Origin of the sequence: Massilia sp. DD77, assembly GCF_036961685.1 — a bacterium.
GTDB lineage: Bacteria > Pseudomonadota > Gammaproteobacteria > Burkholderiales > Burkholderiaceae_D > Telluria.
Genome location: NZ_JBAMDH010000025.1, coordinates 68659 through 91665 on the forward strand (window position 1 = coordinate 68659; position 23007 = coordinate 91665).

Here is a 23007-nt window from a genome sequence, read left to right on the forward strand (position 1 = left end):
CGACTCTTCAAGGCCGGGGATTTCGTTGCCTCATCGCGATGTGTGTACATTAAAGCTATAGTCCGGTGCCGAACATAAGATTAGCAGTCGCACCCATGTAGGCTGTATGCATTGTGTTTTGTCAGCCCAGTCCTACTAGACAGGGTGGCAAAATCCAGGCCTTTTATTTGGTTTGGGCAACAAATTTGGGCGATTATTGGGCGATAATGGGCGCTTTCCTGTAGACAGAACGATATCGAGGACATGGGGCTGCAGGTATTGCTGGTGGAAGACGACGCCGTCCTGGCGGACGGCCTGATGCGCGCGCTGCAGGCCCAGGGCATGCAGGTGATGCTCGCGCGCGACGGCTTGGCCGCTGATCAGATGCTGCAGGGAAGCGTTCCGGAACATCCCGCGCCTGACGTGGCGGTGCTCGACATCGGCCTGCCCGGCATCGACGGCTTCGAAGTGGTGCGGCGCCTGCGCGCGCGCGGCGCGGCCATCCCGGTCCTGCTACTGACCGCCCGCGACGCCGTCGAAGACCGGGTGCGCGGCCTGGAAACCGGCGCCGACGACTACCTGGTCAAGCCCTTTGCAACCGCCGAGCTGATTGCCCGTATCCGCGCACTGGCGCGGCGCCACGCGCCCAAGCCCGCTATCCTGGCGCTCGGCCGGTTGTCCCTGGACAGCGCCAGCCGCCGCGCCCGCGTCGGCGAGCGCACGCTCGAACTCTCGGTGCGCGAGTGGGGCGTGCTCGAATACCTGCTCCAGCACGCGGGACGGGTCGTGTCCAAGCAGCAGATCATCGACGCCATCCTGAGCTGGGGCGAAGACCTGACCCAGAACGCGGTCGAGGTCTATGTCTCGCGCCTGCGCCTCAAGCTCGACGGCGCCGAGGTGGCGATCCGCACCATCCGCGGCTTCGGCTACCTGCTCGAAGCCGAACCGGCCGCCGCTCCGGCCGATGCCGCCGCCACCCCGCCGGTCATCCCTCGCGCCACCCCTCCCGCCACCCGATGACCAGCATCCGGCTGCGCCTGCTCAAGTGGCTGCTCGGCCCCATCCTGCTGCTCAACCTCGTGCTCGCCGGGCTGGTGTATTCGCTGGCCTGGACCCCGGCCCAGGTCGCGTTCGACCAGGGCCTGGCCGATACCGCCGCCGCGCTGGCGGCGCGGGTGCGCGCGGGTGCGGCGCCCGATGCCGCGGCGGTCCTGCCGCTGCGGCTGGCCGGCCCCGACCGCCTGTGGTTCGTGGTGCGCGATGCGCAAGGCGCGCACCTGGCCGGCAGCCCTGCGTTTCCGCCCCTGCGCCCCGGCGCGGCGGCCTACGATGCGGTGCTCGGCGGCGAGCCGGTGCGGGTGATCGCACTGGCGGAGACGGCGCCGGGCGGCGCGCGCCAACTGGGCGTGGCGCGCACCCTGCGCCAGCGCTTCGAAGTCCGCTCGGCCATCCTGCGCTCGCTGTTCGTCCTCGTCACGCTGGCCACGCTCACCCTTGTAGGATTGGTCTGGCTATCGGTGAGCAACGGCCTGAGGCCGCTGGCGCGCATCCGCGCCGACCTGACCGAGCGTGGCGCCGGCGACCTGGCGCCGATCGCGGCCGAGGAGGTGCCCTACGAGATCGCGCCCGTGGTGGCCGGTTTCAACGAGCTGCTGGACAAGGTCGAAGCGGGCGCCCGCGCCCAGCGCGACTTCATGGCCGACATGGCGCACCAGCTGCGCACGCCGCTGGCCGGGCTGCAGCTGCAGCTCGAATGGCTGGCGGCGCGCCATGCGCAGGATCCCGAGACCCTGCGCTCGGTCGGCCTGATGCGGCTGGCCAACGAGCGCATGATCCGCCAGGTGAACCAGCTGCTGGCGCTGGCGCGCGCCCGCCAGGGCCAGCCCGGCGCGGCCCACGAGGCGCTCGACCTGGCGCGCCTGGTGCAGGAATCGGTCCAGTATTTCGTCGAGGAAGCCGCACGCCGCGGCATCGACATCGGCTTCGAGCTGGGGCCCGCACCCGTGCGCGGGGACGCCTTCCAGCTGCGCGACCTGGTCGACAACCTGGCCGACAACGCGCTGCGCTACACGCCGTCCGGCGGCAGCGTCACCTTGCTCACGCAACAGGAAGAAGGAGAGGTGGTGTTCGCCGTGGAGGACAGCGGGCCGGGCATTCCGGCCGCGCGGCGCGCCCAGGTGTTCGAGCGCTTCGTGCGCCTGGACGACAAGACCTCGGGCAGCGGCCTGGGGCTGGCCATCGTGCGCGACATCGCGGCGGCCCACGGCGCCCGGGTGGAACTGGGCGAAGGCCCGGGCGGACGCGGCACGCGGGTCGCGGTCCGCTTCCCGCGGACCGCGCCGCCGAGGCCGCTGCTGGATCAGTCGGCGCCCGAGGTGTAGCTGTAGGTGCGCTTGCGCTTGGAGCTGATGGCCGGGCGGATTTTTTGCGGTGCGATCGGCACGCTGGCGCCGGGCGCGCCGTCCGAACCCTTCTGCACCGCGCCGATCACGACCGTGGTGGCCTTGCCATCGACCGGCACGCCGTTGGCCAGCACCGGCGAAGGCGGCAGGCCGCCGCCCACGAAAGGCGAGGAGCGCTGGCCGCCGCAGGTGCCGGCGACGCCGATCGCGCCGCAGCCGTTGAGCAGGTTGACCCAGTAGCCGCGCGCCTCGCCCAGCGTCGTGGAGCAGGTGCCGGCCGCCGGCGGGATCGGGCGGTTCGAGCTGAAGGTCACCATGCCGCCCGCGATCAGGGCCGAGGTCACCACCTGTTCGCCCTGGCCGTTCTGGTTCAGGTCCATATACCAGCCTTTCAGATTGCTGGTCGGTACTACCGGCGTGGCGGAGGAGCTATTGGTGGCCGTGACGTCCTGCAGGGTGTCCAGGTCCACCGTGGCCGCGTTCGCGGGCGCCGCCAGGTCGTCCTTGTAGACATAGAAGCGGTTGGTCACCTGGCTGAAGGCGTAGTGGCTGGCCAGCGGATGCTCGCGGTCGCCGCTGCCGATGGCGACATAGACGTAGCCCTGGGTGGCCAGCAGCGCCGGCGCGAACAGGAACTTGCGTCCGTCGCCACCCGTGCTCGCCACCTTGCGCTTGGTCCAGGACCCGTTTGCCAGCGGCAAGCCGGTAGCGCCGACGAAGTCGATCCGGTACAGGTTGCCGCCGGTGTCGGCCGCATAGGCGTAGTCCGGCATGGCGTCGTTGTTGATATCGACCATCGCGATGTCGGCCGCCACCGCGCGGTCGGTGCCAAAGCTCTGCAGCACGGCGCCGGTCGCAGCGTCCAGCACGTAGATGACGTTGCCCGTGGTGGACTCGCAGCTGGGGGCCTTGGCGTCGTTGTCCTCGCAGCTGTCGTAGCCGCCGCCGACCACCACCACCGGACTGGCGCCGTTGCCGTAGCCCTTCAGGAAGGCCACGCTCGGGGTCGACCAGGTCTGGCCGATCGCGGTCATGCCGGCGGTACAGCCGACTACGCCGGTCGGATTGGGGCAGCCCGCCTTCCACTTGAACTGCGGATTATCCGGGTTGCTGACGTCGAGCGCATAGATCATGCGGCCGCCGCGGCGCATGGTCGGGTAGATCCACACCCGCGAGCTGTCGGCATTCTGGTAGATGCCGGTCGAGCCGTCGAAATAGTAGTCCTTGGCGGTCGGCGCCGGGGTGATGCCATCCGGCAGATTCGGGTAGGCCACCAGCGGCAGGTTGCTCTTCAGGCGCGACAGGCGCGGGAAGAACTCGGGCGCGATGAAGGCCCAGCGCTCGACGCCGGTGGCCGCGTTCAGGGCGCGCAGGGTGCCGTCATTGGCGCCATAGTAGACCGTGACGCCGAGGCTGCCGCCATAGTTGACCGGCAGCGGGCGCGAGTGGATCACGTCGCCATGGATCGAGGGACGGGTGGTGTTGCTGGGTCCGCCGCCTTTCTCGTTGTTGGTGTCCTCGCCGCGGATGAACTTCACCAGGTTGGTGTCCATGCCGCTGTTGGCCGTCGTGAGCGGGGTCAGGATGGCGCCGAAATGGGTCAGCACGGTGCGGTTGACCAGGTTCGAGGTGCCGGTGCCGCTCGGCACATTGCCCTGGCGCAGGATCTGGGCCGCTGCGCCTTTTTCCACGAAGGGGCCGTCGGGCGCATCCGAATACTTGTTGAAGCTGCTCACCGTGCAACTGCCGGCCGGGTCGGGCGACAGGCCCAGGCCGCTCCAGTAGGTCCCGCTGTCGCTGGTCCAGTAGCTGGTGGCGCAGGGCGTGACGAAGCCCGTGTTCGAGTTCACCGCCGGCTTCTTGGCGGCGTCGCCCAGGTCGATGCCGCTGCCGGTGCTGATCAGCTGGTAACGCTTGAGGTTGCCGAACCAGCGCGGCTTGGCGTCCGGGTCCGGTCGGAACATGCCGATGAAGACCTGGTTCTCGTTCTGCGAACGGTTGGTGGCGTTGACCGGCAGGCTGGTCGAGGCGAAGGTGGTGTTGACGGCCTGGATCTCGATCAGGATTTCCTTGAGCGCGTCGACGATGGCTTCTTCGTTGCGCGCGGCGAAATACTTGCCGCCCCCGGCGCGCGCCATGCTCAGCATCAGCGAGGTGTGTTCGCTGTTCGGCTGGGCGTTGTAGACGTCGATCGTGTAGGTGGTCACGTTCGGACGCAAGGTGCTGCCGGGCAGGGCGATGCCGCGGTCGTGCATCAGGCGCACCCACTCGTCGGCGTTGCGGGGGCCGGTGTCGTTGCTGTAGGTGCCGGTCGGCACGTTGGTAATGATGGTGTCGGTGGCGTCGACGTTGTAGCGGCTGGTGTTGGCGGCGCAGGTGCCGGCCGGGCTGGGGGCGACCGTGCCGACCTTGCAGCCGTCGGTATAGCCGGTGCAGGTGTCGGTGAAGGCCGCCAGCCCCGCCGCCGCCGCGGTCGCATTGGCGTAGCAGGCGGCGGTGGTGCCGACCGTGGTCGTGGTGCTCACGCTCTGGCTGCTGAAGTTCGGTAAACCGAGCTGCGTCACCGGCACCAGGGCGCCGCTCGCGTTGCGGTTGTCGTTGAGGGCGTTGAGCAGGGCGGTGTTGGCCGCGTTGTCCGAGCTTGGTCCGCTGGCGTTCGGGTTGCCGATGAAGATGATGAAGGTCTTGCCGCAGGCGTTGTCGGCGCTCAGGGGCGACTTGAAGCGGGTGTAGTTGGTCGTGTAGCCGCCGCTGTCGGCCTTGCTGGCGAGCACAGCGGTCGGCGAATAGGCGTTGGCGCCCGCCAGGTAGTTGTAGACGTCGTACAGCAGGTTGCCGTAGGGGGTGTTCGAGTTGCGCTTTTCGTCGGGGCTGTTGATGTTGTTGTAGATCGTGGTCAGCTGGGTGCCGAAGGCGGCCTTGTTGGTCGCGTCCATCGGACGGATCGCATAGCGGACGAAGCCGCCGTCCTGGTTGGCGTTGCCGCCGGTGACGAATTCCATCAGGCCCATGCTGACCGAGCCGTCGAGTTCGTTCAGTACGCGCTTGATCGCGTTGGCTTCCGCCTGGCCCTGGGTCGCGCTCGGCCATTTCTGGTTCTGGCGCGCCCAGTTCGAGGTGTTGTCGAGGACGATCAGGATGCGCGGATTGACCCCGGTGCCGGCCGAGGCGCCGGTGAAGATGTCGATGTCGTCGGCCCCGGCCGGCAAGCTGGCGGCCAGCAGTGCACAGGAAACGGCGCCGGCAAGGAGACGCGAAAGTGGATGGCGGAACATGCGGGCTCCTTCAGGTGGTGGGGCAATTGTTGGTGACGTCGTCACGCGCGACGCGCACGGCGACGCCCTGGGTGACCTGCACCTGGGCCTCGGTTTCGACGTCGGCGGCGGCGGCGCTGATCTCCCAGACGCTGTCGGCGCAGGCCGAGTTGCCGTCGACCGCGCCGGCCACGCCGAAGCTCTGGGCGCTGCCCATGCTGCACACCTGGTCTTCCACCTTGGCCAGGTCGAGCGCGGTGTTCTTGATGACCGGCGCCTTCACGCAGCTGGGGCGCGGCGCGATCCGCACGCGCACGTCATCGGTGCCGTCGCCGTTGGTGTCGACGCAGCGCTGGTTGGGGCCGCCGCAGGGGCTGGCCAGCACATGGTCGGGCGTTTCCGAAAAACGGGTGGTGCTGATCGCTTCTTCGATGACTTCGCGCGCGGCCGCGGCGGCCTCGTCGCGCTGCTGCATGTTGCTGACGATTTGCAGGTTGCTCTTGCCGACGTTGAAGGTGGTCAGGGCGATCAGGGTCAGCAGCACCAGCATGACCAGGGCCGTGACCAGGGTGATGCCGCTTTCGCGGCGCGGGAACATCATGGCAGTCTCCTTCCGGCCGGGTTGGGCAGTGTCACCTGCGACTGGAACACGTGGCGCTTGAAGCCGTCGGGATAGGGGCCGACCGTGTTCGGGGTGCCGTCGGCGATCAGGCCCAGGGAATAGGTCTTGGCATCCTCGTAGCCGGGCGTGGCCTCGGTATTGCGCGCCAGCAGGTGCAGGCGGACTGCCACCACGCTGCGCCAGTTTGCCACCGCGCAGGGGCCATTGGCGCAGGCGTTGGCGGTCGCCGGATCGGCGCTGACCAGGTCCGCGACGCCGTCCTTGGCCAGGTCGAGGCCGTATTCGGCTTGCATCTCCTCGATGCCTTCGGCCAGCGGCACGATGGTCCAGGTCGGAGCGCTGCCGTCGCTGCCCAGTTCGGCGCGCTTGAGGGTCGGGATGCCGTCGTCCTCGCGGTTGTTGTTCGCGATGAAATAGATATGGGTCTGGTAGCGCCGGATGGCGGCCAGGGTGCCGCTGTCCGCGGTCGGCGTGCAGTCGCGCTGGCGGCGGGTCAGGTTCGCGGTGCTCAGGCTGAGGGCGTAGAAATCCTCGACGCTGGCCGAATCCAGCTGGCTCGCATTGTTGCACAGAGAGGCCTGGAAGAAGGGGCCGCCGCTCGCGACCGGCGCGCAGCTGCCGACGCCGGCCACGCAGGTGGCGGCGCGGCGCACCACCAGCACATCGGTGCCCTGGCGCACGTCGTCCAGGCAGTCGAGGCCCTCGGTCGCGCCATCCAGGCCCTGCACCGGCAGGATCAATCCGTTCTTCAGCTCGGCCAGGGTGGTGGCGCAAGGGGGCGGCAAGTCGGCCAGGTCGGGCAGCACGCTGGGATCGAATTCGGCATAGTAGCCGGCGTTGCGGAGGTCGACCGCCAGCAGGTCGATCGCGTAGCGGCCGTTCTCGACCTGGCGGTGGGCCTTGTCGATTTCGGCCTGGGTGCGGGTGTTCTTGACGAACATGGCCGACAGGCCGCCCAGGATGGCCAGGCCGAGCGCCACCGCGATCAGGAGTTCGGCCAGGGAAAACCCGCGCGCGCGGCGCAGGTGGCGGGGAAGGCTGCGCATGGCGGCTCCTTAGATGCAGGTGGGCAGGCCGACGGCCACGCGCACCGACATGGCGCGCCGGTTGGTGTCGTCGCCGTAGGCGTCGCGGCCGCATTCCTGGGCCGGGGCGCGGGTCGCGTGCATGCCCTGCCAGGCGACCGTGACCTGGTAGACGGCCGGGATGCACACGCCCGGGCTGGTATCGGCGGCGCGCAGCTGCGCGACGCAGCCGCGCGCGCCTTCCATGGCGCCGGCGTTGTTGCCGTCGTCGCGCTTCTCGGCCGCGCCCTTGAGGGCGGCGCTCCATTCGCACAGGTCGCGCGCGGCGCCGGCGGCGGCGTCCGAACAATCCTCGTCCAGTTCGTCGCCCGTGCCGAGCGGGGTCTCGGTGAGGTAGTCGGCGGCGTTGGCGCTGTTGCCCACCAGCCGGGATTGCATGTCCTGCAGCAGCACCGATGCCTGGGCGCGCTGGTAGGACTCGATCGAGCCGACCTGGGCTTTCGCCTGAAAGGCGGCCAGGCCGAGCAGGCCGAAGGCCATGACGACCATCGTGATCAGGACTTCGATCAGGCTGACGCCGCGCTGGGCGTGAAGGGAGGGTGTCGTGGTCATGGCGTCAGCACTCGCTGTTGGTCTGGCTGGGGCGGCCGGACAGGTCGACCGCCACGCAGCGGCGCGCCGCGCCGTCGCCGACGCTGATGTCGAAGGACGGCAGATCCGTGCCCTTGACCCGGCCGTTGGGCAGGTAGACCACGCTGGTGGGGCCGTCGATGGTGGCGCCGGCCACGGCCGGGTGGTCGTCGAGCAGGCGGTCGGCGTCGCCCGGGGCGGCGATGTTCCAGCCGGCCTGCCAGCCGTCCTCGGCGGGCGCCAGGGTGACTTCGGCGTTGCGCTTGATGGCTTCGCTGCGCGCCCGGTTCAGCGCGGTGTAGAGGTCGGTGCCGGCGCTGCGTCCGCGCATCGTGGCCACCCAGTCGGCGTAGGCGGGGGCGGCCATCACGCCCAGGATGGCCATGACGGCCAGCACCGTCATCAGCTCGGGCAAGGTGAAGCCGCGCGCGCGGCCGGCCGGGCGGCTTACCATTTGTCGCCCGGGGTGCGGGTCCCGGCCTGGTTGATGCTCAGGGTGGCGTCGCCGTCCTGGACGGAGCCGTCGACCGGGGTGGCGGTCATGGTGAAGGCTTGCGGCGGGCCGTCGTCCAGTTCGATCTCGATGTCGTACTTGCCGGCCAGGTTGTCCGGCACCGGCAGGTCCAGGTCGTCCACGCTCGCCGCATAGCCGCGGGTGTCGGCCAGGAACTGCGCCTGGGCCTGGGCCAGTTCCACCAGGTAGGTCTGGGCCGCGCTGCGGTTGCCGCGCACCAGGTACTGGGTGTAGGACGGGTAGGCGATCGCGGCCAGGATGCCGATGACGGCGACCGTCACCATCAGTTCGATCAGGGTGAAGCCGCGCTGGCGCTGGATAGTGGTGGAGAACATGGATCGGCCTCGCTGGAAGCAATGTGCATGAAATGTTGCCCAGTATAAACACTCAAGCTGTCAAATTGCTGAATTCACGCTGACAAAATGCTGACACGCAACGCTTTTCACAGGAGAACAGGGCTGCGTCGTTCACACAAGGAGGCCCAAGCCCGGTAAAATCGCCGGTTTTGCACGTACCGACTAGGCCGAGACCATGGCATCCGACATCGCAGCATCCCCATCCGACCCGCTAGAGTCCGCCCCAGCGGGCAAACCCGCCGCCGTAATCGCGCGCGAGGTGGCCCGCCGCCGTACCTTCGGCATCATTTCCCACCCCGACGCCGGCAAGACCACGCTGACCGAAAAGCTGCTGCTGTTCTCGGGCGCGATCCAGATGGCGGGCACGGTGAAGGGCCGCAAGAGCGGACGCCACGCCACCTCGGACTGGATGGACATCGAGAAGCAGCGCGGCATTTCGGTCGCGTCCTCGGTGATGCAGTTCGAGTTCCGCGAGCACGTGATCAACCTGCTCGACACCCCGGGCCACCAGGACTTCTCGGAAGACACCTACCGGGTGCTGACCGCGGTCGACTCGGCGCTGATGGTGATCGACGCGGCCAAGGGCGTGGAAGAGCAGACCATCAAGCTGCTGGACGTGTGCCGCATGCGCGCCACCCCGATCGTCACCTTCATGAACAAGATGGACCGCGAGACCCGCGATCCGCTGGAACTGCTCGACGAAGTCGAGTCGGTGCTGAAGATCGAGTGCGCGCCGGTGACCTGGCCGATCGGGATGGGCAAGAACTTCCGCGGCGTATACCACCTGCTGAAGGACGAGATCATGCTGTTCAAGGCGGGCGAGGAAAAGGCCGACGGCGCCTTCGAGATCGTCAAGGGCATCGACAACCCGCGCCTGGCCGAGATGTTCCCGCTCGAGATCGAGCAGCTCAAGATGGAAGTCGAGCTGGTGCACGGCGCCTCGCACGTGTTCGACCTGGAGCGCTTCCTGTCGGGCGTGCAGACCCCGGTCTTCTTCGGTTCCGCGATCAACAACTTCGGCGTGCGCGAGATCCTGTCGGCGCTGGTCGACTGGGCCCCGGCCCCGCGCGAGCGCGACGCCACCGTGCGCGCGGTCAAGCCGGAAGAACTTCCGTTCTCGGGCTTCGTCTTCAAGATCCAGGCCAACATGGACCCGGCCCACCGCGACCGCATCGCCTTCCTGCGCGTGTGCTCGGGACGCTTCGAGAAGGGCATGAAGGTCAAGCACCTGCGCCTGGGACGCGACGTCAAGCTGTCCTCGGTGGTGACCTTCATGGCCTCGAGCCGCGAACAGGTCGAGGAAGCCTACGCCGGCGACATCATCGGCTTGCCGAACCACGGCAACATGCAGATCGGCGACAGCTTCAGCGAGGGCGAGATCCTGACCTTCACCGGCATCCCGTACTTCGCGCCGGACCTGTTCCGCACGGTGCGCATCCGTAACCCGCTCAAGATGAAGCAGCTCCACAAGGGCCTGCAGCAGCTGGGCGAGGAGGGCGCGGTGCAGGTGTTCAAGCCGGTGCTGGGCAGCGACCTGATCCTGGGTGCGGTCGGCGTGCTGCAGTTCGAAGTCGTGGCCAGCCGCCTGCTCAACGAGTACGGCGTGGACGCCGTCTTCGAAAGCAGCAGCATCAGCAGCGCGCGCTGGGTGTCGAGCGAGGACAAGAAATCCCTGTCCGACTTCGAGAACCAGCTCGGCCACCAGGTCGCCTACGATGCGGCCGGCAACATGGCCTTCCTGGCCACCTCGGGCGTCAACCTGCGCCTGACCCAGGAACGCTGGCCGAAGCTGACCTTCCACGCGACCCGCGAGCACGCGGCCAAGCTGGACTAAGCGTCATCCGCTCTCCCCAAGCCCGCCCCGCATTGCGCGCCGGCGGGCTTTTTTACGGGTGCGAGCCGGACGCCATCCTATCCAAACCAACAGGTAGCGTCCGGCCGGGGCGCGCGTAGAATCCTGCCTTCCACACTCATCCGCAGCCCGCCGGGCCGCACCGGGAAGAAAAAGCAACCATGCCACGTCCTGTTCACCGATTCCGCTCCAGCGCCCGCGCGGCGCTCGCCGCCTCCTTCATGCTGGCCGCCCCGGCCATGGCCACGCCCTACGGCGACGCCCTGAAGGCGCGCAATTACCTGGAAGCGGAGCGGCTGGCCGATGCGGCCCTGGCGGCCGCGCCGCGCGACCCGCTGGCGCTGGCGGCCAAGGTCGACGTCATCGTGGCCACCGCGCCCGAAGCGCGCGTCGACGAGGCGGTGTCGCTGGGCGAGGCCTGCGTGGCCGCCCACCCGCGCGAGTCGGCCTGTCATGCCGCGCTCGGGACGGCGCTGGGCTCGAAGGCGGTCGGCGCCGGCATCTTCTCGGCGATGGGCTATGCCGGCAAGATCCGCGACGCCTTCCGCAAGGCGGTCGATCTCGATCCCGGCAACGTCGATGCGCGCTTTTTGCTGCTTCAGTACTACCTGATGGCGCCCGGCATCGTGGGCGGCGGCGTGGACAAGGGCCGCGCCCTGGCCGCCGAGACCGCGAGGCGCAGCCCCGAGGCTGCCCAACTGATGCAGGCGCGTATCGCCGCCAGGGAAGACGAATACGCGCTGGCCGAACGCCTGGCGCGTGCGGTGAACGCGGCACCCGGCAGCGACCTGGCGGAGCAGCGCCGCGACGCGCTCTGGGCCCTGGGCATGGGCTTGCTGATGGAAAAGCGCCACGCCGACAGCGAGCGCATTTTCCGCGAGCTGCAGGCCGCCTATCCGAACAGCGAACTGGGCCTGTACGGCCAGGCGCGCCTGCGCCAGGAGCAGGGCAGGCACGCGGAAGCGATTCCGCTGCTGGAGCAGGCAGCCAAGGTCTATCCGCAGGGCGCGGTCTACTACCGCCTGGGCCAGTCGCTGCAGGCAGGCGGCAACAAGGCGAAAGCGCTGGGGGCCTATGAGAAGGCGCTGGGCGCCGTGCCGGCCCTGTCGAAAAAACAGAGCGCGGACGCCGGCGCGCAGATCAAGATCTTGCGCCAATGAGAGGCTTGCGCCACTGGGCGCGCCCTGGCCTGCACGGCCGTGCGAATTCGTGACAATCGGTGAGAATTTGCTCAGCGGTCCCGTCCTATACTGAATTCTTGCCTGGCGCGGCCACGGCGAACCACGGGGGCAGACATGGACATGGATCGTTTCGACGGCATGGTGCGGCGCCTGGAACGGGAGAGCGCCGCGGCACCCGGCCACTACCGGGCCAAGGTGGCCCTGCTTGCCTTGCTGGGATTCCTCATCCTGGGCCTGGTGCTGGCGGCCCTGGGTGCGGGACTGGTGGCGCTGGCCGGCATCGCGGCGGCCATGGCCTACAGCGGCGGCGCCCTGATGCTCCTGCTGCTGGCGAAGTTCGGCAAGCTGCTGTTCCTGCTGGCGGTGCCGCTCTGGTTCACCCTCAAGTCGGGCCTGCAGGCGCTGTTCGTGCGCTTTCCCGCCCCATGCGGACGCGAGATATCGCGCGCGGAAGCGCCGGCCCTGTTCGCGGCCCTGGACGGCATGCGATGCAGGATGGGAGGCCCGCGCTTCCACCATGTACTGGTGGTGAACGACGTCAACGCGGCCGTGGTGCAGCGTCCGGCCTTTGGCCTGGTGGGCTTTCCACGCAACTATCTGCTGCTCGGCCTGCCCCTGCTGGAATGCCTGGGTCCCGACGAGGCGCTGGCCATCGTGGCCCACGAGTACGGCCACCTGGCCGGTGCGCACGGACGCTTCTCGGCCTTCATCTACCGCCTGCGCCACACCTGGGACACGGTCCAGGCGCACCTCGACCATTTCGAAGGCCGGGCGGCCAGGCTGGCCAGGCCCCTGGTGCGCTGGTACGCGCCTTACTTCAATGCCTATACCTATGTGATGGCGCGCGCCGACGAGTACCGCGCCGACGCCGCCGCGGCCGAACTGGTGGGCGCGGCCAGCGCCGCGCATGCGCTCAAGCGCGTCAACCTGGTGGCGCCGCACTACGAGCAATACATGGAGCTCACTTACGGGCGCGTCGATGCGGAATCCGCGCCGCCCGCCGACCTGCTGCATGGCTGGGCCGAGTACGCGCGCAGGCCTTGTGCGGCGGACACCCTCAAGAACTGGCTCGACGGCGCCCTCGACCGCCAGGGCCATTTCGCCGATACCCACCCGACCCTGCGCGCGCGCCTGGCTGCGCTGGCCCGGCATCAGGAAGAGAACGGCGACCGGGACGGCCCGCAGGCGCTGCCGCCGGCGCTCGGGGGCGCGGCCGCCGCCCAGGCCTGGTTCGGCGACGGCCTGGCGCCCCTGCGCGCCGAGCTGCAGGCGCAGTGGGCCAGGGAGGTGGCCGAACCGTGGGCGCTGCGCCATGCCGAGATCCAGGGAGAGCGCACCCGCCTGCGCGAGCTGCGCGCCCTGGCGCAACCCGACGCCGCCCAGCAGCTGGAAATGCTGCGCCTCATCATGCGCTACGAGCCGGCGACCGACGTCTGCACGCCGCTGGCCGCCTTCAACACGCGCAACGCCGGCCATGCCCTCGGCCTCTACATCGAGGGCGTGGCGCGCCTGGAACGCGGCGAGCGCGAAGGATTGGATCTGCTGGAGCGGGCCATGCAGGCCGATCCGGACGCCACCGAGGCGGTCTGCGAGCGCGCCTATGCCTGGCTGAGGGAACAGGGCGAGTCCGAGCTGGCCGAGAGCTACGTGCGGCGCTGGCGGGAACGCCAGGCTGCCTGAGGCGCGCGAGCGCTGTCCACGCATCTTGGATAAGCGTGTTTCGGATGTCTCGAACTTGCCGGCCAGTTCGGGATGAACATGATACGCTTGCGTCACCACACATTGTCAAAGGAAGAGCATGGCGAACATCGATCTGTCGAGCTATAACCTGGGCGAACTGAAGGGCCTGCAATTCGAGGTCGAAAAGCAGATCAAGGCGCGCCAGCAGGACGAGGTGAAGAAGGCGCGCGAGCAGATCCTGGCGCTGACCAGGAACCTGGGTGTCAGCGTCGACGAGCTGCTCTCGACCAAATCGGCCAAGGCAGGCAAGACCGGCAAGACCGGCAAGACCGGCAAGGGCAAGGCCAAGGCCGCGGGGGAGGGCGGGCAATACCGCAATCCGGCCGATGCGTCCCAGACCTGGACCGGCCGCGGACGCCGGCCGGCATGGGTGGCCGAGGCCCTGGCGGGCGGCAAGACGCTGGACCAGCTGAAGGCCTAGCCCAGCGTCGCGCGCATCCTCGCGCCTGGCCGCGACGCGTCGCAGCCGGGCTGTTGAGCTGGAACAACTATCCGCCGTCCTCCTTCGGGTAAATTCCTTGAATGCACTTGGGAAACTTTGTGCGCTCAACCGGAGGACGCCATGACCCCATCGCCTTTCTCCCCGCCTTCCAGCCTCGTGCGCGCGGGCTGATCATGCTGGCCCGCCTTCGCATCGGTCCCAAGCTGCTGCTGGCCCCCGGCGCGGTGCTGTTCCTGCTGGTGCTGCTGTCCTGTTCCGCCTATGTCGCGATGGTGCGCCAGAACGCCTCGCTCGAATCCATCGTCGGCCAGCGCGCCGCCAACATGCGCGCCGCCGGGGACCTGGCGGCGCAGTCGCAGAGGGCCCATGCCGATATCTACCGGCTGCTGAGCTGGATGGGCGGCAGCTTTCCCGTCGCCCGTACCGAGCCGCTGCGGCGCGACATCCTGTTCCAGCACGAGCGCATCGGCGCCGGCCTGGCGCGGCTGGCGCGCATGACCGGCCCGCACGCGGCGGAGCGCCGCCACGTGGCGCAGGCCGTCAGCGCCCACCAGGCTTATGCCGCCGCGGTGCGCGACGTGATCGAGCTGGCCCCGATGGACGGGTCGATCTCGGCCAATGCCATGCTCAAGGCGGAAAGCGCCTTCGCCGTGGTCGCCCGGCGCCTGACCGACCTGACCCTGATCGAGGAGAGGCTGACGCGCCAGGCGTCGGACAGCGCCAGCGCGGACTTCCGCCTGGTGTCGACCCTGATGCCCATCGTGATCGCGCTTGCCGTCGGCATCTCGCTGGCGATCAGCTTCGCCGTGCGGCGCCTGCTGCTGGACGAGATCCGCGGCATCGGCGCCGCCGCCAGCGGGCTGGCCAGCGGCGACCTGACGGTGCGCGAGCGCGCCTACGGCGGCGACGAGATCGCCGACACCTCGCGCGCCCTGGACGCCAGCATCCGCCACCTGAACGGCACCTTGCGCAGCATCCTGGAATCGGCGCGCCTGATCGGCATAGCCTCGCGCGACATCAAGCTGGGCAGCCTGAGCCTGGGTAGCCGCGCCGTATTCGGGGCCAACTCGATGCTGGACACGGCGGGCTCGATGAAGGAACTGGAGGCCAGCGTCGGCCTGGCGGCCGACGGCGCGCATGCCGCCAACCAGCTGGCGGCATCGGCGGGAGAAGCGGCGCACGAGGGCGGCGGGGTGGTCGAGCGCCTGGTGGCGGCGCTGGCCTCGGGCAAGCGCAGCGCGTTACGGGTGGTGGAGATCGTGGACGCGCTCGACGCCCTGGCGGCGCAGGCCAACACGCTGGCGCTCAACGCCGGGCTGGACGCGGCGCGCAAGGGACTTGACGCCGCCGGCATGGCGGCGGTGACCTCGGAAATGCGCCAGCTGGCGCGGCGCGTGACGGCGTCGGCGGGCGAGATCCGGGTGCTGGCCACGCAGTCGGTGAACGAGATCGACGGCGGCGCCGCCTGGGCGGCGCAGGCCGGCAGCAGCATGCAGCAGATCGCCAGCTCGGTACGCCAGGTGGAAGACATCGTGAACCGAATCGGCTCGGTCAGCCTGGGCCAGGAGTCGAATTTGCAGGACGTGAACCAGGCCATCGTGCGCATGGACCAGGTGACGCGCCAGAACACCACCCTGGTCGAGGAGGCGGCGCTGGCCGCGCGCACCCTGCAGATGCAGGCGCTGGCGCTGTCGCGCACCATGGCGGGCTTCCGGCTCGCAGAGCCGCCGGCAGAGCCGCCCGCGGAACCGGTGGTGGAAAAGGAAAACGGCGCAGGTGGACAGGAAACCCCACGCGAACTCGCGCGCGAGCGCCGCCGTTATCCGGCCTCCCACTTGCGGCTGGCGTCCAGCCGCAAGTGAAAGCGCAGGCTACGATGGCTTACTCGTAGTCGCTGATCGGTGCGCAGCCGCAGAACAGGTTGCGGTCGCCGTACACGTTGTCGGCGCGGCCGACCGGCGGCCAGTACTTCTTCTTGCGCAGCGAAGCGACCGGGAAGGCCGCCACTTCACGGGTGTAGCCGTGCTGCCAGTCGTCGGCGGTGACCACGTCCGCGGTGTGCGGGGCGCCCTTGAGCGGGTTGTCCATCTTGTCGTACTCGCCGCGCTCGACCTTCACGATCTCGGCGTGGATGGTGATCATCGCTTCGATGAAGCGGTCCAGCTCCGCCTTCGATTCCGACTCGGTCGGCTCGATCATCAGGGTGCCGGGCACCGGGAAGCTCATGGTCGGGGCATGGAAGCCGAAGTCCATCAGGCGCTTGGCCACGTCTTCGTTGCTGATGCCGGTCTTGTCCTGCAGCGGGCGCAGGTCGATGATGCACTCGTGCGCGACCAGGCCGTCGTGGCCGGTGTACAGCACCGGGTAGTGCGGAGCCAGGCGGCGCGCGATGTAGTTGGCGTTCAGGATCGCCACTTCGGTCGCGGCGGTCAGGCCTTGCGCGCCCATCATCGCGATGTACATCCACGAGATCGGCAGGATCGAGGCCGAGCCGTAGGCCGCCGCGCTGACCGCGCCGATGCCCTGTTCGTCGCGGACGTAGCCGGTCGAGAGCTGGTTCGGCAGGAACTTGGCCAGGTGCGCGCCGACGCCGATCGGGCCCACGCCGGGGCCGCCGCCGCCGTGCGGGATGCAGAAGGTCTTGTGCAGGTTCAGGTGGCTGACGTCGCCGCCGAAGGCGCCCGGCGCGGCCACGCCGACCATCGCGTTCATGTTGGCGCCGTCGACATAGACCTGCCCGCCGTGGGCGTGCACGATCTCGCACAGTTCCTTGATGCCTTCCTCGAATACGCCGTGGGTCGACGGGTAGGTGACCATGACGCAGGCCAGGTCCTTGCTGTACTGCTCGGCCTTGGCCTTCAGGTCGTCCAGGTCGACGTTGCCGTTCTCGTCGCAGGCGGTGACGACCACCTTCATGCCGACCATGCTGGCCGAGGCCGGGTTGGTGCCGTGGGCCGAGGACGGGATCAGGCAGATGTTGCGGTGGCCTTCGCCACGCGACTCATGATATTTCTGAATAACGAGCAGGCCCGCGTATTCTCCTTGGGAACCGGCGTTCGGCTGCAGCGAGATGGCGGCGTAGCCGGTGGCGGCGCACAGCATGGCTTCCAGCTGGTCGATCATCTCGCGGTAGCCCACGGTCTGGTCGTTCGGTGCGAACGGGTGGATGTTCGAGAACTCCGGCCAGGTGACCGGGATCATTTCCGAGGTCGCGTTCAGCTTCATGGTGCACGAGCCCAGGGGAATCATGGTGCGGTCCAGCGCCAGGTCCTTGTCGGCCAGCGAGCGCAGGTAGCGCAGCATCTCGTGCTCGGCGTGATAGCGGTGGAAGGTCGGGTGGGTCAGGTAGGCGCTTTCGCGGGTGAGCGAGGCCGGGAAGGCGTCCGCCACGTCCTCGTCCAGGGCGTCGATGTCGATCGACTTTCCTTTGCCGAAGATGCCGAACAGCGCGGCCAGGTCGTCGCGGGTGGTGGTCTCGTCGAGCGAGATGCCCACGTGCTGGTCGTCGATGCGGCGCAGGTTGATGCCGGCCTCGTTGGCGGCGGTGTGCAGCGCGCCCGCGTCGCCCTTGATGGTCAGGGTGTCGAAGTAGGTGGTGTTGAGCACCTCGGCGCCGAGCTGCTGCAGGCCGCGGGCCAGGATGGCGGTCTGGCGGTGCACGCGCTGGGCGATCTGCTTCAGGCCCTGCGGGCCGTGGTAGACAGCGTACATGCCGGCCATCACGGCCAGCAGCACCTGGGCGGTGCAGATGTTCGAGGTCGCCTTCTCGCGGCGGATGTGCTGCTCGCGCGTCTGCAGCGCCAGGCGGTAGGCCTGGTTGCCCTGCGCATCGACGGTGACGCCGACCAGGCGGCCCGCCATGCTGCGCTTGAATTCGTCTCGGGTGGCCAGGTAGCCGGCATGCGGGCCGCCGAAGCCGAGCGGCACGCCGAAGCGCTGGCTGTTGCCGACGACCACGTCGGCGCCCCATTCGCCCGGCGGGGTGAGCATGGTCAGGGCCAGCAGGTCGGCGGCCACGACCACCATCGCGCCGGCGGCGTGCAGGTGCTCCACGGCGGCGCGGTAGTCGCGCACTTCGCCGTTCACGCCCGGGTACTGCAGCAGCACGCCGAAGCAGGTTTCGTTCAGGGTTTCGACATCGCTTGCCGCGATGGTGCGCACTTCGACGCCGATCGGCTTGGCGCGGGTCTCGATCACTTCGCGGGTCTGCGGCAGCACGTCGTCGGCCACGTAGAACACCTTCGAGGCCGACTTGCCGACACGCTGCAGCAGGGTCATGGCTTCGGCGGCGGCGGTGCCTTCGTCCAGCATCGAGGAGTTGGCGATGCCCATGCCGGTCAGGTCGGTGATGGTCTGCTGGAAGTTCAGGATCGCTTCCAGGCGGCCCTGCGAGATCTCGGGCTGGTAGGGGGTGTAGGCGGTGTACCAGGCCGGGTTCTCGAAGATGTTGCGCAGGATGACCTTCGGAGTGTGGGTGCCGTAGTAGCCCTGGCCGATCATCGACTTCATGACCTTGTTCTTCGACGCCAGCGCTTTCAGGACGGCAAGCGCGTCTTCCTCGGTGCGCGGCTCGGCGAACTGGCCCAGGTCCAGCGTGTCCTTGCGGCGGATGTTGGCAGGGACCACGGCGTCGATCAGGGCTGCGCGCGAGGCGTAGCCGAGGGTCGACAGCATGGCTGCCTGTTCGGATTCGGACGGGCCGATATGGCGCGGGATGAACGAATCGCGGGCTTCGAGTTGGGTGAGGCTGGAACGGGTCATGATGGTGGCCAGATGAATTGCCGGCGCCTTATGGGCTGGCGGGAATGAAGAAATTCGTGAAGAGTCGGGAAGCCTGGAATACGAAAAAGGCGCGCCGTGGTGGACGGCGCGCCTCTCTTGAGGATCAGTTGTCGGTGGTCTTGCCGTAGGCGTCGGCATCCATCAGCGCGTCGAAGCTCGCCGCATCGGCGGGCTGCAGCTTGAACAGCCAGGCGCCATAGGCGTCCTGGTTGATCGAGTCCGGCGCATCGGCGACCGGCTGATTCACGGCGGTGACGGTGCCCGACACCGGGGCGTAGATGTCGCTCGCCGCCTTGACCGACTCCACCACGGCGGCGTCGTCGCCGGCGGTAAAGGCCTTGCCGACCTGCGGCAGTTCGACGAACACGATGTCGCCCAGTGCGTCCTGCGCGTATTCGGTGATGCCGACGGTCAGGGTGCCGTCAGCCTCGCGGCGGACCCACTCGTGGGACTCGGTGTATTTCAGGTCGGTAGGGATGTTCATGTTTTTGCTCCTGGGGTGGGTGACGCGGTGATTATATTTGCTTGTTCTATTAGGCGGCGAGCACTTTGCCGTTGCGAACGAAGGGCAGCTTGACGACCGAGGCTGCCAGCTGCTTGTCGCGGATCACGACCTGCACGGTGTCGCCGATCGCCACGTCCAGCGGCACACGCGCGAGGGCGATCGCCTGCTGCATGCTCGGGCTGAAGGTGCCGCTGGTGATTTCGCCTTCGTTGCCGGCGGCGCTGATCACTTTCTGGTGGGCGCGCAGGATGCCGCCTTTCTCGCGCAGGATCAGGCCGACGAAGTTGGCCTGCTGGCCCTTGGCCTGGAGCGCGGCCTTGCCGATGAAGTCGCGCTCGGAGACCAGGTCGATGGTCCAGCCCAGGCCGGCGTCCAGCGGGTTCACGGTCTCGTCCATGTCCTGGCCGTAGAGGTTCATGCCGGCTTCCAGGCGCAGGGTGTCGCGCGCGCCCAGGCCGGCCGGCTTGATGCCGGCGGCGGCGAAGGCGTTCCACAGGGCTTCGGCCTTGTCCGCGGAGACGCCGATCTCGAAGCCGTCCTCGCCGGTGTAGCCGGTGCGCGCGACCATGACTTCGCCAAACGCCGTGTCGGGGACGATGACGACGTTGAAGGGCTTGAGCGCTTCCGAAGCGGCTTTCGTTTCCGGCAGCACGTCCCAGGCCTTGGCGCGGGCGTTCGGGCCCTGCACGGCGATCAGGGCGATAGGATCGAGGTTCTGGTCACTGCGATCGCGGCGCTGGGTGATGGTGAGGCCGGCATTGGTGGCGGCGTTCTGCTGGTTCATCCAGGCCACGTCCTTGTCGGCGGTGCCGGCGTTGACCACGATGCGGAACCAGTCTTCGCTGAAGAAGTAGACGATCAGGTCGTCGATCACGCCGCCTTCAGGGTTCAGCATGCAGGAGTAGAGGGCCTTGCCCGGGACCTGCAGCTTGTCGACGTTGTTGGCCAGCAGGCCGCGCAGGAAAGCCCGCACATTGGCGCCCTTGAGGTCGACCACGCACATATGGGACACGTCGAACATGCCGGCGTCAGTGCGCACCGCGTTGTGCTCCTCGATCTGGGAGCCGTAGTTGACCGGCATGTCCCAGCCGCCGAAGTCGACCATCTTGGCGCCGGCGGCACGGTGAGCGGAATTGAGCGGAGTCGCTTTGAGCGTCATGGAATCCTCAGGGCAGGTGAATAGGGGAGCGGGCACGTCGCCGTGCGCTTCAATCCCCTCTGTCCTTGGTACCTGAGAGATAGCGGCAAAGCCGCCTGCCCCTTCGGTGGGCCGCTCGCTCATGCCGAGCCGCGGCCGCTCTCCAGAGTTGAGCCGGCTGCGCCATGCGCCGCCGCTCCTTGACCGGTCCTTTTGCCTGAGAGTTTGTGGGTAGTGCCCCTTCGGCGGCAGCGTGCTGCGCTCTCCCGGTCAAGACTGTGGAGGATATGCTAGAGGGAGCCTGGTGTCAACCAGCCAAGAGGGGAGAAGAGGGGGCAAAAGCGGCGGCCTGCACCCTGTAAACGTTATTGCCGCCACTGGCGGCAATAACTCCCCGCCGTCGCGGGGATGACGGCCCGTGGGCCGCAGTTCGATTCCTAAAAGCATTGCCGCGCACTATAGACGCATGGTGGCAGGCCTCCTTCGGCGGTTTTGCTACACTTAAGGCACACACCTTGCCGCGGAAAAAACTATGAGCGAAGACAAATCACAACAGGAAAAAACAGGCTGGTTCACGCTGTCCGGCGACGTCAATAGCGACATGGTCCACCGGGTGTTCGACGCGGTCGCCGCCATGACCGAGGACGGCATCGAGACTGCCCACATCCTGGTGCAGTCCAATGGCGGCTACGTGAGCGACGGCCTGTGCCTGTACAACTTCATGGCCAGTTCACCGATCAAGTTTGTGATGTACAACGGCGGGGCGGTGGCCTCGATCGCGGTCATCCTCTACCTGTGCGGCAGCGAGCGCTATTGCAGCGACACGGCGCGCTTCATGGTCCACAAGTCGCATGCGACCGCTTCGCCGGGTTCGCGTCCGGATGCGCTCAACATCATCGTCGAGGGCCTGCGCGCCGACGACGCGCGTACCGAGTCGATCCTGCGCAAGACGGTCGAGCTGACCCCGGAGCAGTGGAGCATCCACCAGTATTCCGACCTGCACCTGAATGCGCGCGACGCCAAGACCGCCGGCCTGGTGAACGATATCCGCGATTTCGCGCCGCCCAAGGGCGCCATCCTGCGTAATATTTGAGCGGCGGCGGGCGGCGTGCGCATCGGATTGTCCGATGTGCGGAGGCCGCTTATCTGCATAGCCTATAGTTCTTGCGCCATCGCCACGGCGCCTTGTCCGACATATAGATGAAGAAAAGCCCGCCGGCATGTGCTCGGCGGGCTGGCGGCTCCGGGCCGGCCGGAGCAAAGCACTCAACGCTTGTCGTTCTTGTGGCTTTGACGGCCGGCTTCGGCGTGCTGCTCCGGGGTGCCGCCGCGGGTGCCGCCGCCCGAGCCCGATCCGGAGCCCGAGGAACCCGATTGCTTGTTGCCCGAGCTCTTGCTGCTCTGACGGCTGGCGTCCTGCTGGGACGAGCCGCGCTTGCTACCTTGCTTCGAGGCCATGATGTTTCCTTTCAAAGTGGGAGAGGACTTCTACTCGGCGATGTCCGAATGATTCGTGGCATGTCCGGTGAATTCATCATGCTTTTCGAGTTGATGCATCGCTATCGGAACACCGCCTGATGCAGTGTAGGAGACGCTCCTACAATCTGAAAGCAATTATTTCCTGATGAGTTAGTCCATCCTGCAGGGATACAGCAACATGTTTTCAGAAATATCGCCGTTGTTATTGCCTTATGGAAATAGTGTGGCACAATGGGGGAATCGACTCCGCTTGACGCCATGGCCACTCCATCCGCACAGACGCCCGCCGCCCGCAAGGCCGCCGCCGACCGGCAGGCGGCCCTGGATGCGCTCGCCGGTATCGCCTGCCGCCATGCCAAGGGCCAGCTGATGAACATGGTCCACCGCATGGTGGCGGCCATGCTCGACATGACGGGCGCCGGCCCCGATCCCAGGCTGGCCGCGCGCCGCATCAAGTCCGGTAACTTGCTCAGGGAAAACGCCTACGCCTACTTCCACCTGGCTTGCAGCGGGATCGAACTGGCCCTGCGCAAGGAACTCTCGACCTTGAACCCGCAGCCGGCCGCCCCCGCGCCGGTCGCGCTGAGCCTGGTACCTCTGGAAGAGATCGACCAGAAGCTGGCCTTCAGCGCCGTCAGCCGCCCCTTCGACATCCAGTTTTCCGAGCAGCTCGCCTGCCTGGGCGTGCGCCTTGGCGTGCTGCTCGGGCGCGACCTGGTGCGCGCCGCGGGCAATCCCTTCCGCCCGGAAGTCTTCCTGGTCGCGCTGGAGGAAGCCTGGCGCGAGTTCGAACCCGACGCCGAGGCGCATGGCCTGGTGGCGCCGCTGCTGCGCCCCGGCCTGGTGTTCGACCTGGGCCCGATGTACGAGGCCCTCAACGAGAAGCTCAAGCCGGCGCGTGCACGCGGCGCCGACCGCTTCGCCAAGACCGACGACAGCGCCGCCCGCAAGGCCGAGCGCGCCCGGCGCGAGGCGTCGATGTCGCAGCAGTTGCGCCGCCTGTTCGGCGCCGAGGCCGCGGCGCCGGAGCCGGGTGAGCTCGATATCCCCCTGATCCCCGACTTGCCGCAGGGCGCCGGCGGCTGGCGCCCGAGCGCGGCCGGCTT

At 68.1% G+C, this 23007-nt stretch carries 19 protein-coding genes and 2 riboswitches; of the genes, 9 read left to right on the forward strand and 10 right to left on the reverse strand.

The annotated features are described in order from the left end of the window. Positions 1-243: 243 nt before the first annotated feature. Both V7778_RS16270 and V7778_RS16275 read left to right on the forward strand, forming a co-directional pair. Positions 244-999 (forward strand): response regulator transcription factor, encoded by a 756-nt coding sequence (locus tag V7778_RS16270; RefSeq protein WP_335557135.1) that lies wholly within the window; start codon positions 244-246, stop codon positions 997-999. Then, a complete protein-coding gene (locus V7778_RS16275; protein WP_335557138.1) occupies positions 996-2360 on the forward strand; it encodes a sensor histidine kinase in 1365 nt (454 codons plus the stop codon). The genes V7778_RS16270 and V7778_RS16275 overlap by 4 nt, the downstream gene beginning before the upstream one ends. Here the strand turns inward: V7778_RS16275 and V7778_RS16280 are convergent. The 6 genes from V7778_RS16280 to V7778_RS16305 are packed head-to-tail and all read right to left on the reverse strand — an operon-like array spanning position 2339 to position 8761. Further along, positions 2339-5656, reverse strand: a complete 3318-nt coding sequence (locus V7778_RS16280; protein WP_335557140.1) for a pilus assembly protein — start codon at positions 5654-5656, stop codon at positions 2339-2341. The genes V7778_RS16275 and V7778_RS16280 overlap by 22 nt on opposite strands. 10 nt (positions 5657-5666) lie before the next feature. After that, a complete protein-coding gene (locus V7778_RS16285) occupies positions 5667-6236 on the reverse strand; it encodes a pilus assembly PilX family protein (RefSeq protein ID WP_335557142.1) in 570 nt (189 codons plus the stop codon). Beyond that, complete coding sequence (locus tag V7778_RS16290; protein ID WP_335557143.1) at positions 6233-7303, reverse strand: PilW family protein; 1071 nt, start codon at positions 7301-7303, stop codon at positions 6233-6235. The genes V7778_RS16285 and V7778_RS16290 overlap by 4 nt, the downstream gene beginning before the upstream one ends. Before the next feature lie 9 nt (positions 7304-7312). Next, the gene (locus V7778_RS16295; protein WP_335557146.1) at positions 7313-7894 is read right to left on the reverse strand and encodes a type IV pilus modification PilV family protein; all 582 of its coding nucleotides are present in this window, start codon (positions 7892-7894) and stop codon (positions 7313-7315) included. Positions 7895-7898: 4 nt separating this feature from the next. Next, on the reverse strand, positions 7899-8366 hold the full coding sequence (locus V7778_RS16300) for a GspH/FimT family pseudopilin (protein ID WP_335557148.1): 468 nt from the start codon (positions 8364-8366) through the stop codon (positions 7899-7901). Next, positions 8360-8761, reverse strand: coding sequence for a type IV pilin protein (locus V7778_RS16305; protein ID WP_335557150.1), 402 nt, complete (start codon positions 8759-8761; stop codon positions 8360-8362). Before V7778_RS16305 ends, V7778_RS16300 begins: the two co-directional genes overlap by 7 nt. 196 nt (positions 8762-8957) lie before the next feature. Between V7778_RS16305 and V7778_RS16310 the strand changes: the two genes are divergently transcribed. The 5 genes from V7778_RS16310 to V7778_RS16330 all read left to right on the forward strand — a co-directional run bounded on the left by V7778_RS16310 (position 8958) and on the right by V7778_RS16330 (position 15859). Continuing rightward, positions 8958-10616 carry a peptide chain release factor 3 gene (locus V7778_RS16310; RefSeq protein ID WP_335557152.1) on the forward strand — a complete coding sequence of 553 codons (1659 nt, stop codon included), beginning with the start codon at positions 8958-8960 and terminating at the stop codon, positions 10614-10616. A 179-nt stretch (positions 10617-10795) separates the two neighbouring features. Then, entirely contained in the window at positions 10796-11794 is a 999-nt protein-coding gene (locus tag V7778_RS16315; protein WP_335557153.1) for a tetratricopeptide repeat protein, read from the forward strand. Between the two features lie 141 nt (positions 11795-11935). After that, positions 11936-13495, forward strand: coding sequence for a M48 family metalloprotease (locus tag V7778_RS16320; RefSeq protein WP_335557155.1), 1560 nt, complete (start codon positions 11936-11938; stop codon positions 13493-13495). A gap of 118 nt (positions 13496-13613) precedes the next feature. Further along, positions 13614-13976: an H-NS histone family protein gene (locus V7778_RS16325; protein WP_335557157.1), complete on the forward strand. Its 363-nt coding sequence runs from the start codon at positions 13614-13616 to the stop codon at positions 13974-13976. A 194-nt stretch (positions 13977-14170) separates the two neighbouring features. Continuing rightward, entirely contained in the window at positions 14171-15859 is a 1689-nt protein-coding gene (locus tag V7778_RS16330) for a methyl-accepting chemotaxis protein (RefSeq protein WP_335557160.1), read from the forward strand. A gap of 19 nt (positions 15860-15878) precedes the next feature. Here V7778_RS16330 and gcvP read toward each other — a convergent pair whose 3' ends face one another. From gcvP to gcvT, 3 genes are all read right to left on the reverse strand, one after another. Next, positions 15879-18758 carry an aminomethyl-transferring glycine dehydrogenase gene (gene gcvP, locus V7778_RS16335; RefSeq protein WP_335557162.1) on the reverse strand — a complete coding sequence of 960 codons (2880 nt, stop codon included), beginning with the start codon at positions 18756-18758 and terminating at the stop codon, positions 15879-15881. Between the two features lie 124 nt (positions 18759-18882). After that, positions 18883-19263: a glycine cleavage system protein GcvH gene (gcvH, locus tag V7778_RS16340; RefSeq protein ID WP_211519021.1), complete on the reverse strand. Its 381-nt coding sequence runs from the start codon at positions 19261-19263 to the stop codon at positions 18883-18885. Between the two features lie 49 nt (positions 19264-19312). Then, on the reverse strand, positions 19313-20443 hold the full coding sequence (gene gcvT, locus V7778_RS16345; protein ID WP_335557165.1) for a glycine cleavage system aminomethyltransferase GcvT: 1131 nt from the start codon (positions 20441-20443) through the stop codon (positions 19313-19315). A gap of 49 nt (positions 20444-20492) precedes the next feature. After that, a riboswitch (glycine riboswitch) is annotated at positions 20493-20599 on the reverse strand. Positions 20600-20617: 18 nt separating this feature from the next. Then, positions 20618-20701: riboswitch (glycine riboswitch) on the reverse strand. A gap of 253 nt (positions 20702-20954) precedes the next feature. On the opposite strand from gcvT, the gene V7778_RS16350 reads away from it, so the two are divergent. Further along, entirely contained in the window at positions 20955-21515 is a 561-nt protein-coding gene (locus V7778_RS16350) for an ATP-dependent Clp protease proteolytic subunit (RefSeq protein ID WP_335557167.1), read from the forward strand. Between the two features lie 173 nt (positions 21516-21688). Here the strand turns inward: V7778_RS16350 and V7778_RS16355 are convergent, their stop codons facing one another. Continuing rightward, positions 21689-21880 carry a hypothetical protein gene (locus V7778_RS16355; protein WP_335557169.1) on the reverse strand — a complete coding sequence of 64 codons (192 nt, stop codon included), beginning with the start codon at positions 21878-21880 and terminating at the stop codon, positions 21689-21691. A 279-nt stretch (positions 21881-22159) separates the two neighbouring features. On the opposite strand from V7778_RS16355, the gene V7778_RS16360 reads away from it, so the two are divergent. Next, a partial coding sequence (locus V7778_RS16360) for a DUF1631 family protein (protein ID WP_335557171.1) occupies positions 22160-23007 on the forward strand: 848 nt, incomplete at its 3' end.

What these genes read in the sequence shown, in the direction of transcription:
- V7778_RS16310 (WP_335557152.1), top strand. Translation starts at nt 8,958, where the DNA reads ATGGCATCCGACATCGCAGCATCCCCATCCGACCCGCTAGAGTCCGCC.
- V7778_RS16275 (WP_335557138.1), top strand. Translation starts at nt 996, where the DNA reads ATGACCAGCATCCGGCTGCGCCTGCTCAAGTGGCTGCTCGGCCCCATC.
- V7778_RS16325 (WP_335557157.1), top strand. Translation starts at nt 13,614, where the DNA reads ATGGCGAACATCGATCTGTCGAGCTATAACCTGGGCGAACTGAAGGGC.
- V7778_RS16290 (WP_335557143.1), bottom strand. Translation starts at nt 7,303, where the DNA reads ATGCGCAGCCTTCCCCGCCACCTGCGCCGCGCGCGCGGGTTTTCCCTG.
- V7778_RS16355 (WP_335557169.1), bottom strand. Translation starts at nt 21,880, where the DNA reads ATGGCCTCGAAGCAAGGTAGCAAGCGCGGCTCGTCCCAGCAGGACGCC.
- V7778_RS16330 (WP_335557160.1), top strand. Translation starts at nt 14,171, where the DNA reads ATGCTGGCCCGCCTTCGCATCGGTCCCAAGCTGCTGCTGGCCCCCGGC.
- V7778_RS16280 (WP_335557140.1), bottom strand. Translation starts at nt 5,656, where the DNA reads ATGTTCCGCCATCCACTTTCGCGTCTCCTTGCCGGCGCCGTTTCCTGT.
- V7778_RS16300 (WP_335557148.1), bottom strand. Translation starts at nt 8,366, where the DNA reads ATGGTAAGCCGCCCGGCCGGCCGCGCGCGCGGCTTCACCTTGCCCGAG.
- V7778_RS16320 (WP_335557155.1), top strand. Translation starts at nt 11,936, where the DNA reads ATGGATCGTTTCGACGGCATGGTGCGGCGCCTGGAACGGGAGAGCGCC.
- V7778_RS16295 (WP_335557146.1), bottom strand. Translation starts at nt 7,894, where the DNA reads ATGACCACGACACCCTCCCTTCACGCCCAGCGCGGCGTCAGCCTGATC.
- V7778_RS16315 (WP_335557153.1), top strand. Translation starts at nt 10,796, where the DNA reads ATGCCACGTCCTGTTCACCGATTCCGCTCCAGCGCCCGCGCGGCGCTC.
- V7778_RS16305 (WP_335557150.1), bottom strand. Translation starts at nt 8,761, where the DNA reads ATGTTCTCCACCACTATCCAGCGCCAGCGCGGCTTCACCCTGATCGAA.
- V7778_RS16270 (WP_335557135.1), top strand. Translation starts at nt 244, where the DNA reads ATGGGGCTGCAGGTATTGCTGGTGGAAGACGACGCCGTCCTGGCGGAC.
- V7778_RS16285 (WP_335557142.1), bottom strand. Translation starts at nt 6,236, where the DNA reads ATGATGTTCCCGCGCCGCGAAAGCGGCATCACCCTGGTCACGGCCCTG.
- gcvP (WP_335557162.1), bottom strand. Translation starts at nt 18,758, where the DNA reads ATGACCCGTTCCAGCCTCACCCAACTCGAAGCCCGCGATTCGTTCATC.
- gcvT (WP_335557165.1), bottom strand. Translation starts at nt 20,443, where the DNA reads ATGACGCTCAAAGCGACTCCGCTCAATTCCGCTCACCGTGCCGCCGGC.
- gcvH (WP_211519021.1), bottom strand. Translation starts at nt 19,263, where the DNA reads ATGAACATCCCTACCGACCTGAAATACACCGAGTCCCACGAGTGGGTC.
- V7778_RS16350 (WP_335557167.1), top strand. Translation starts at nt 20,955, where the DNA reads ATGAGCGAAGACAAATCACAACAGGAAAAAACAGGCTGGTTCACGCTG.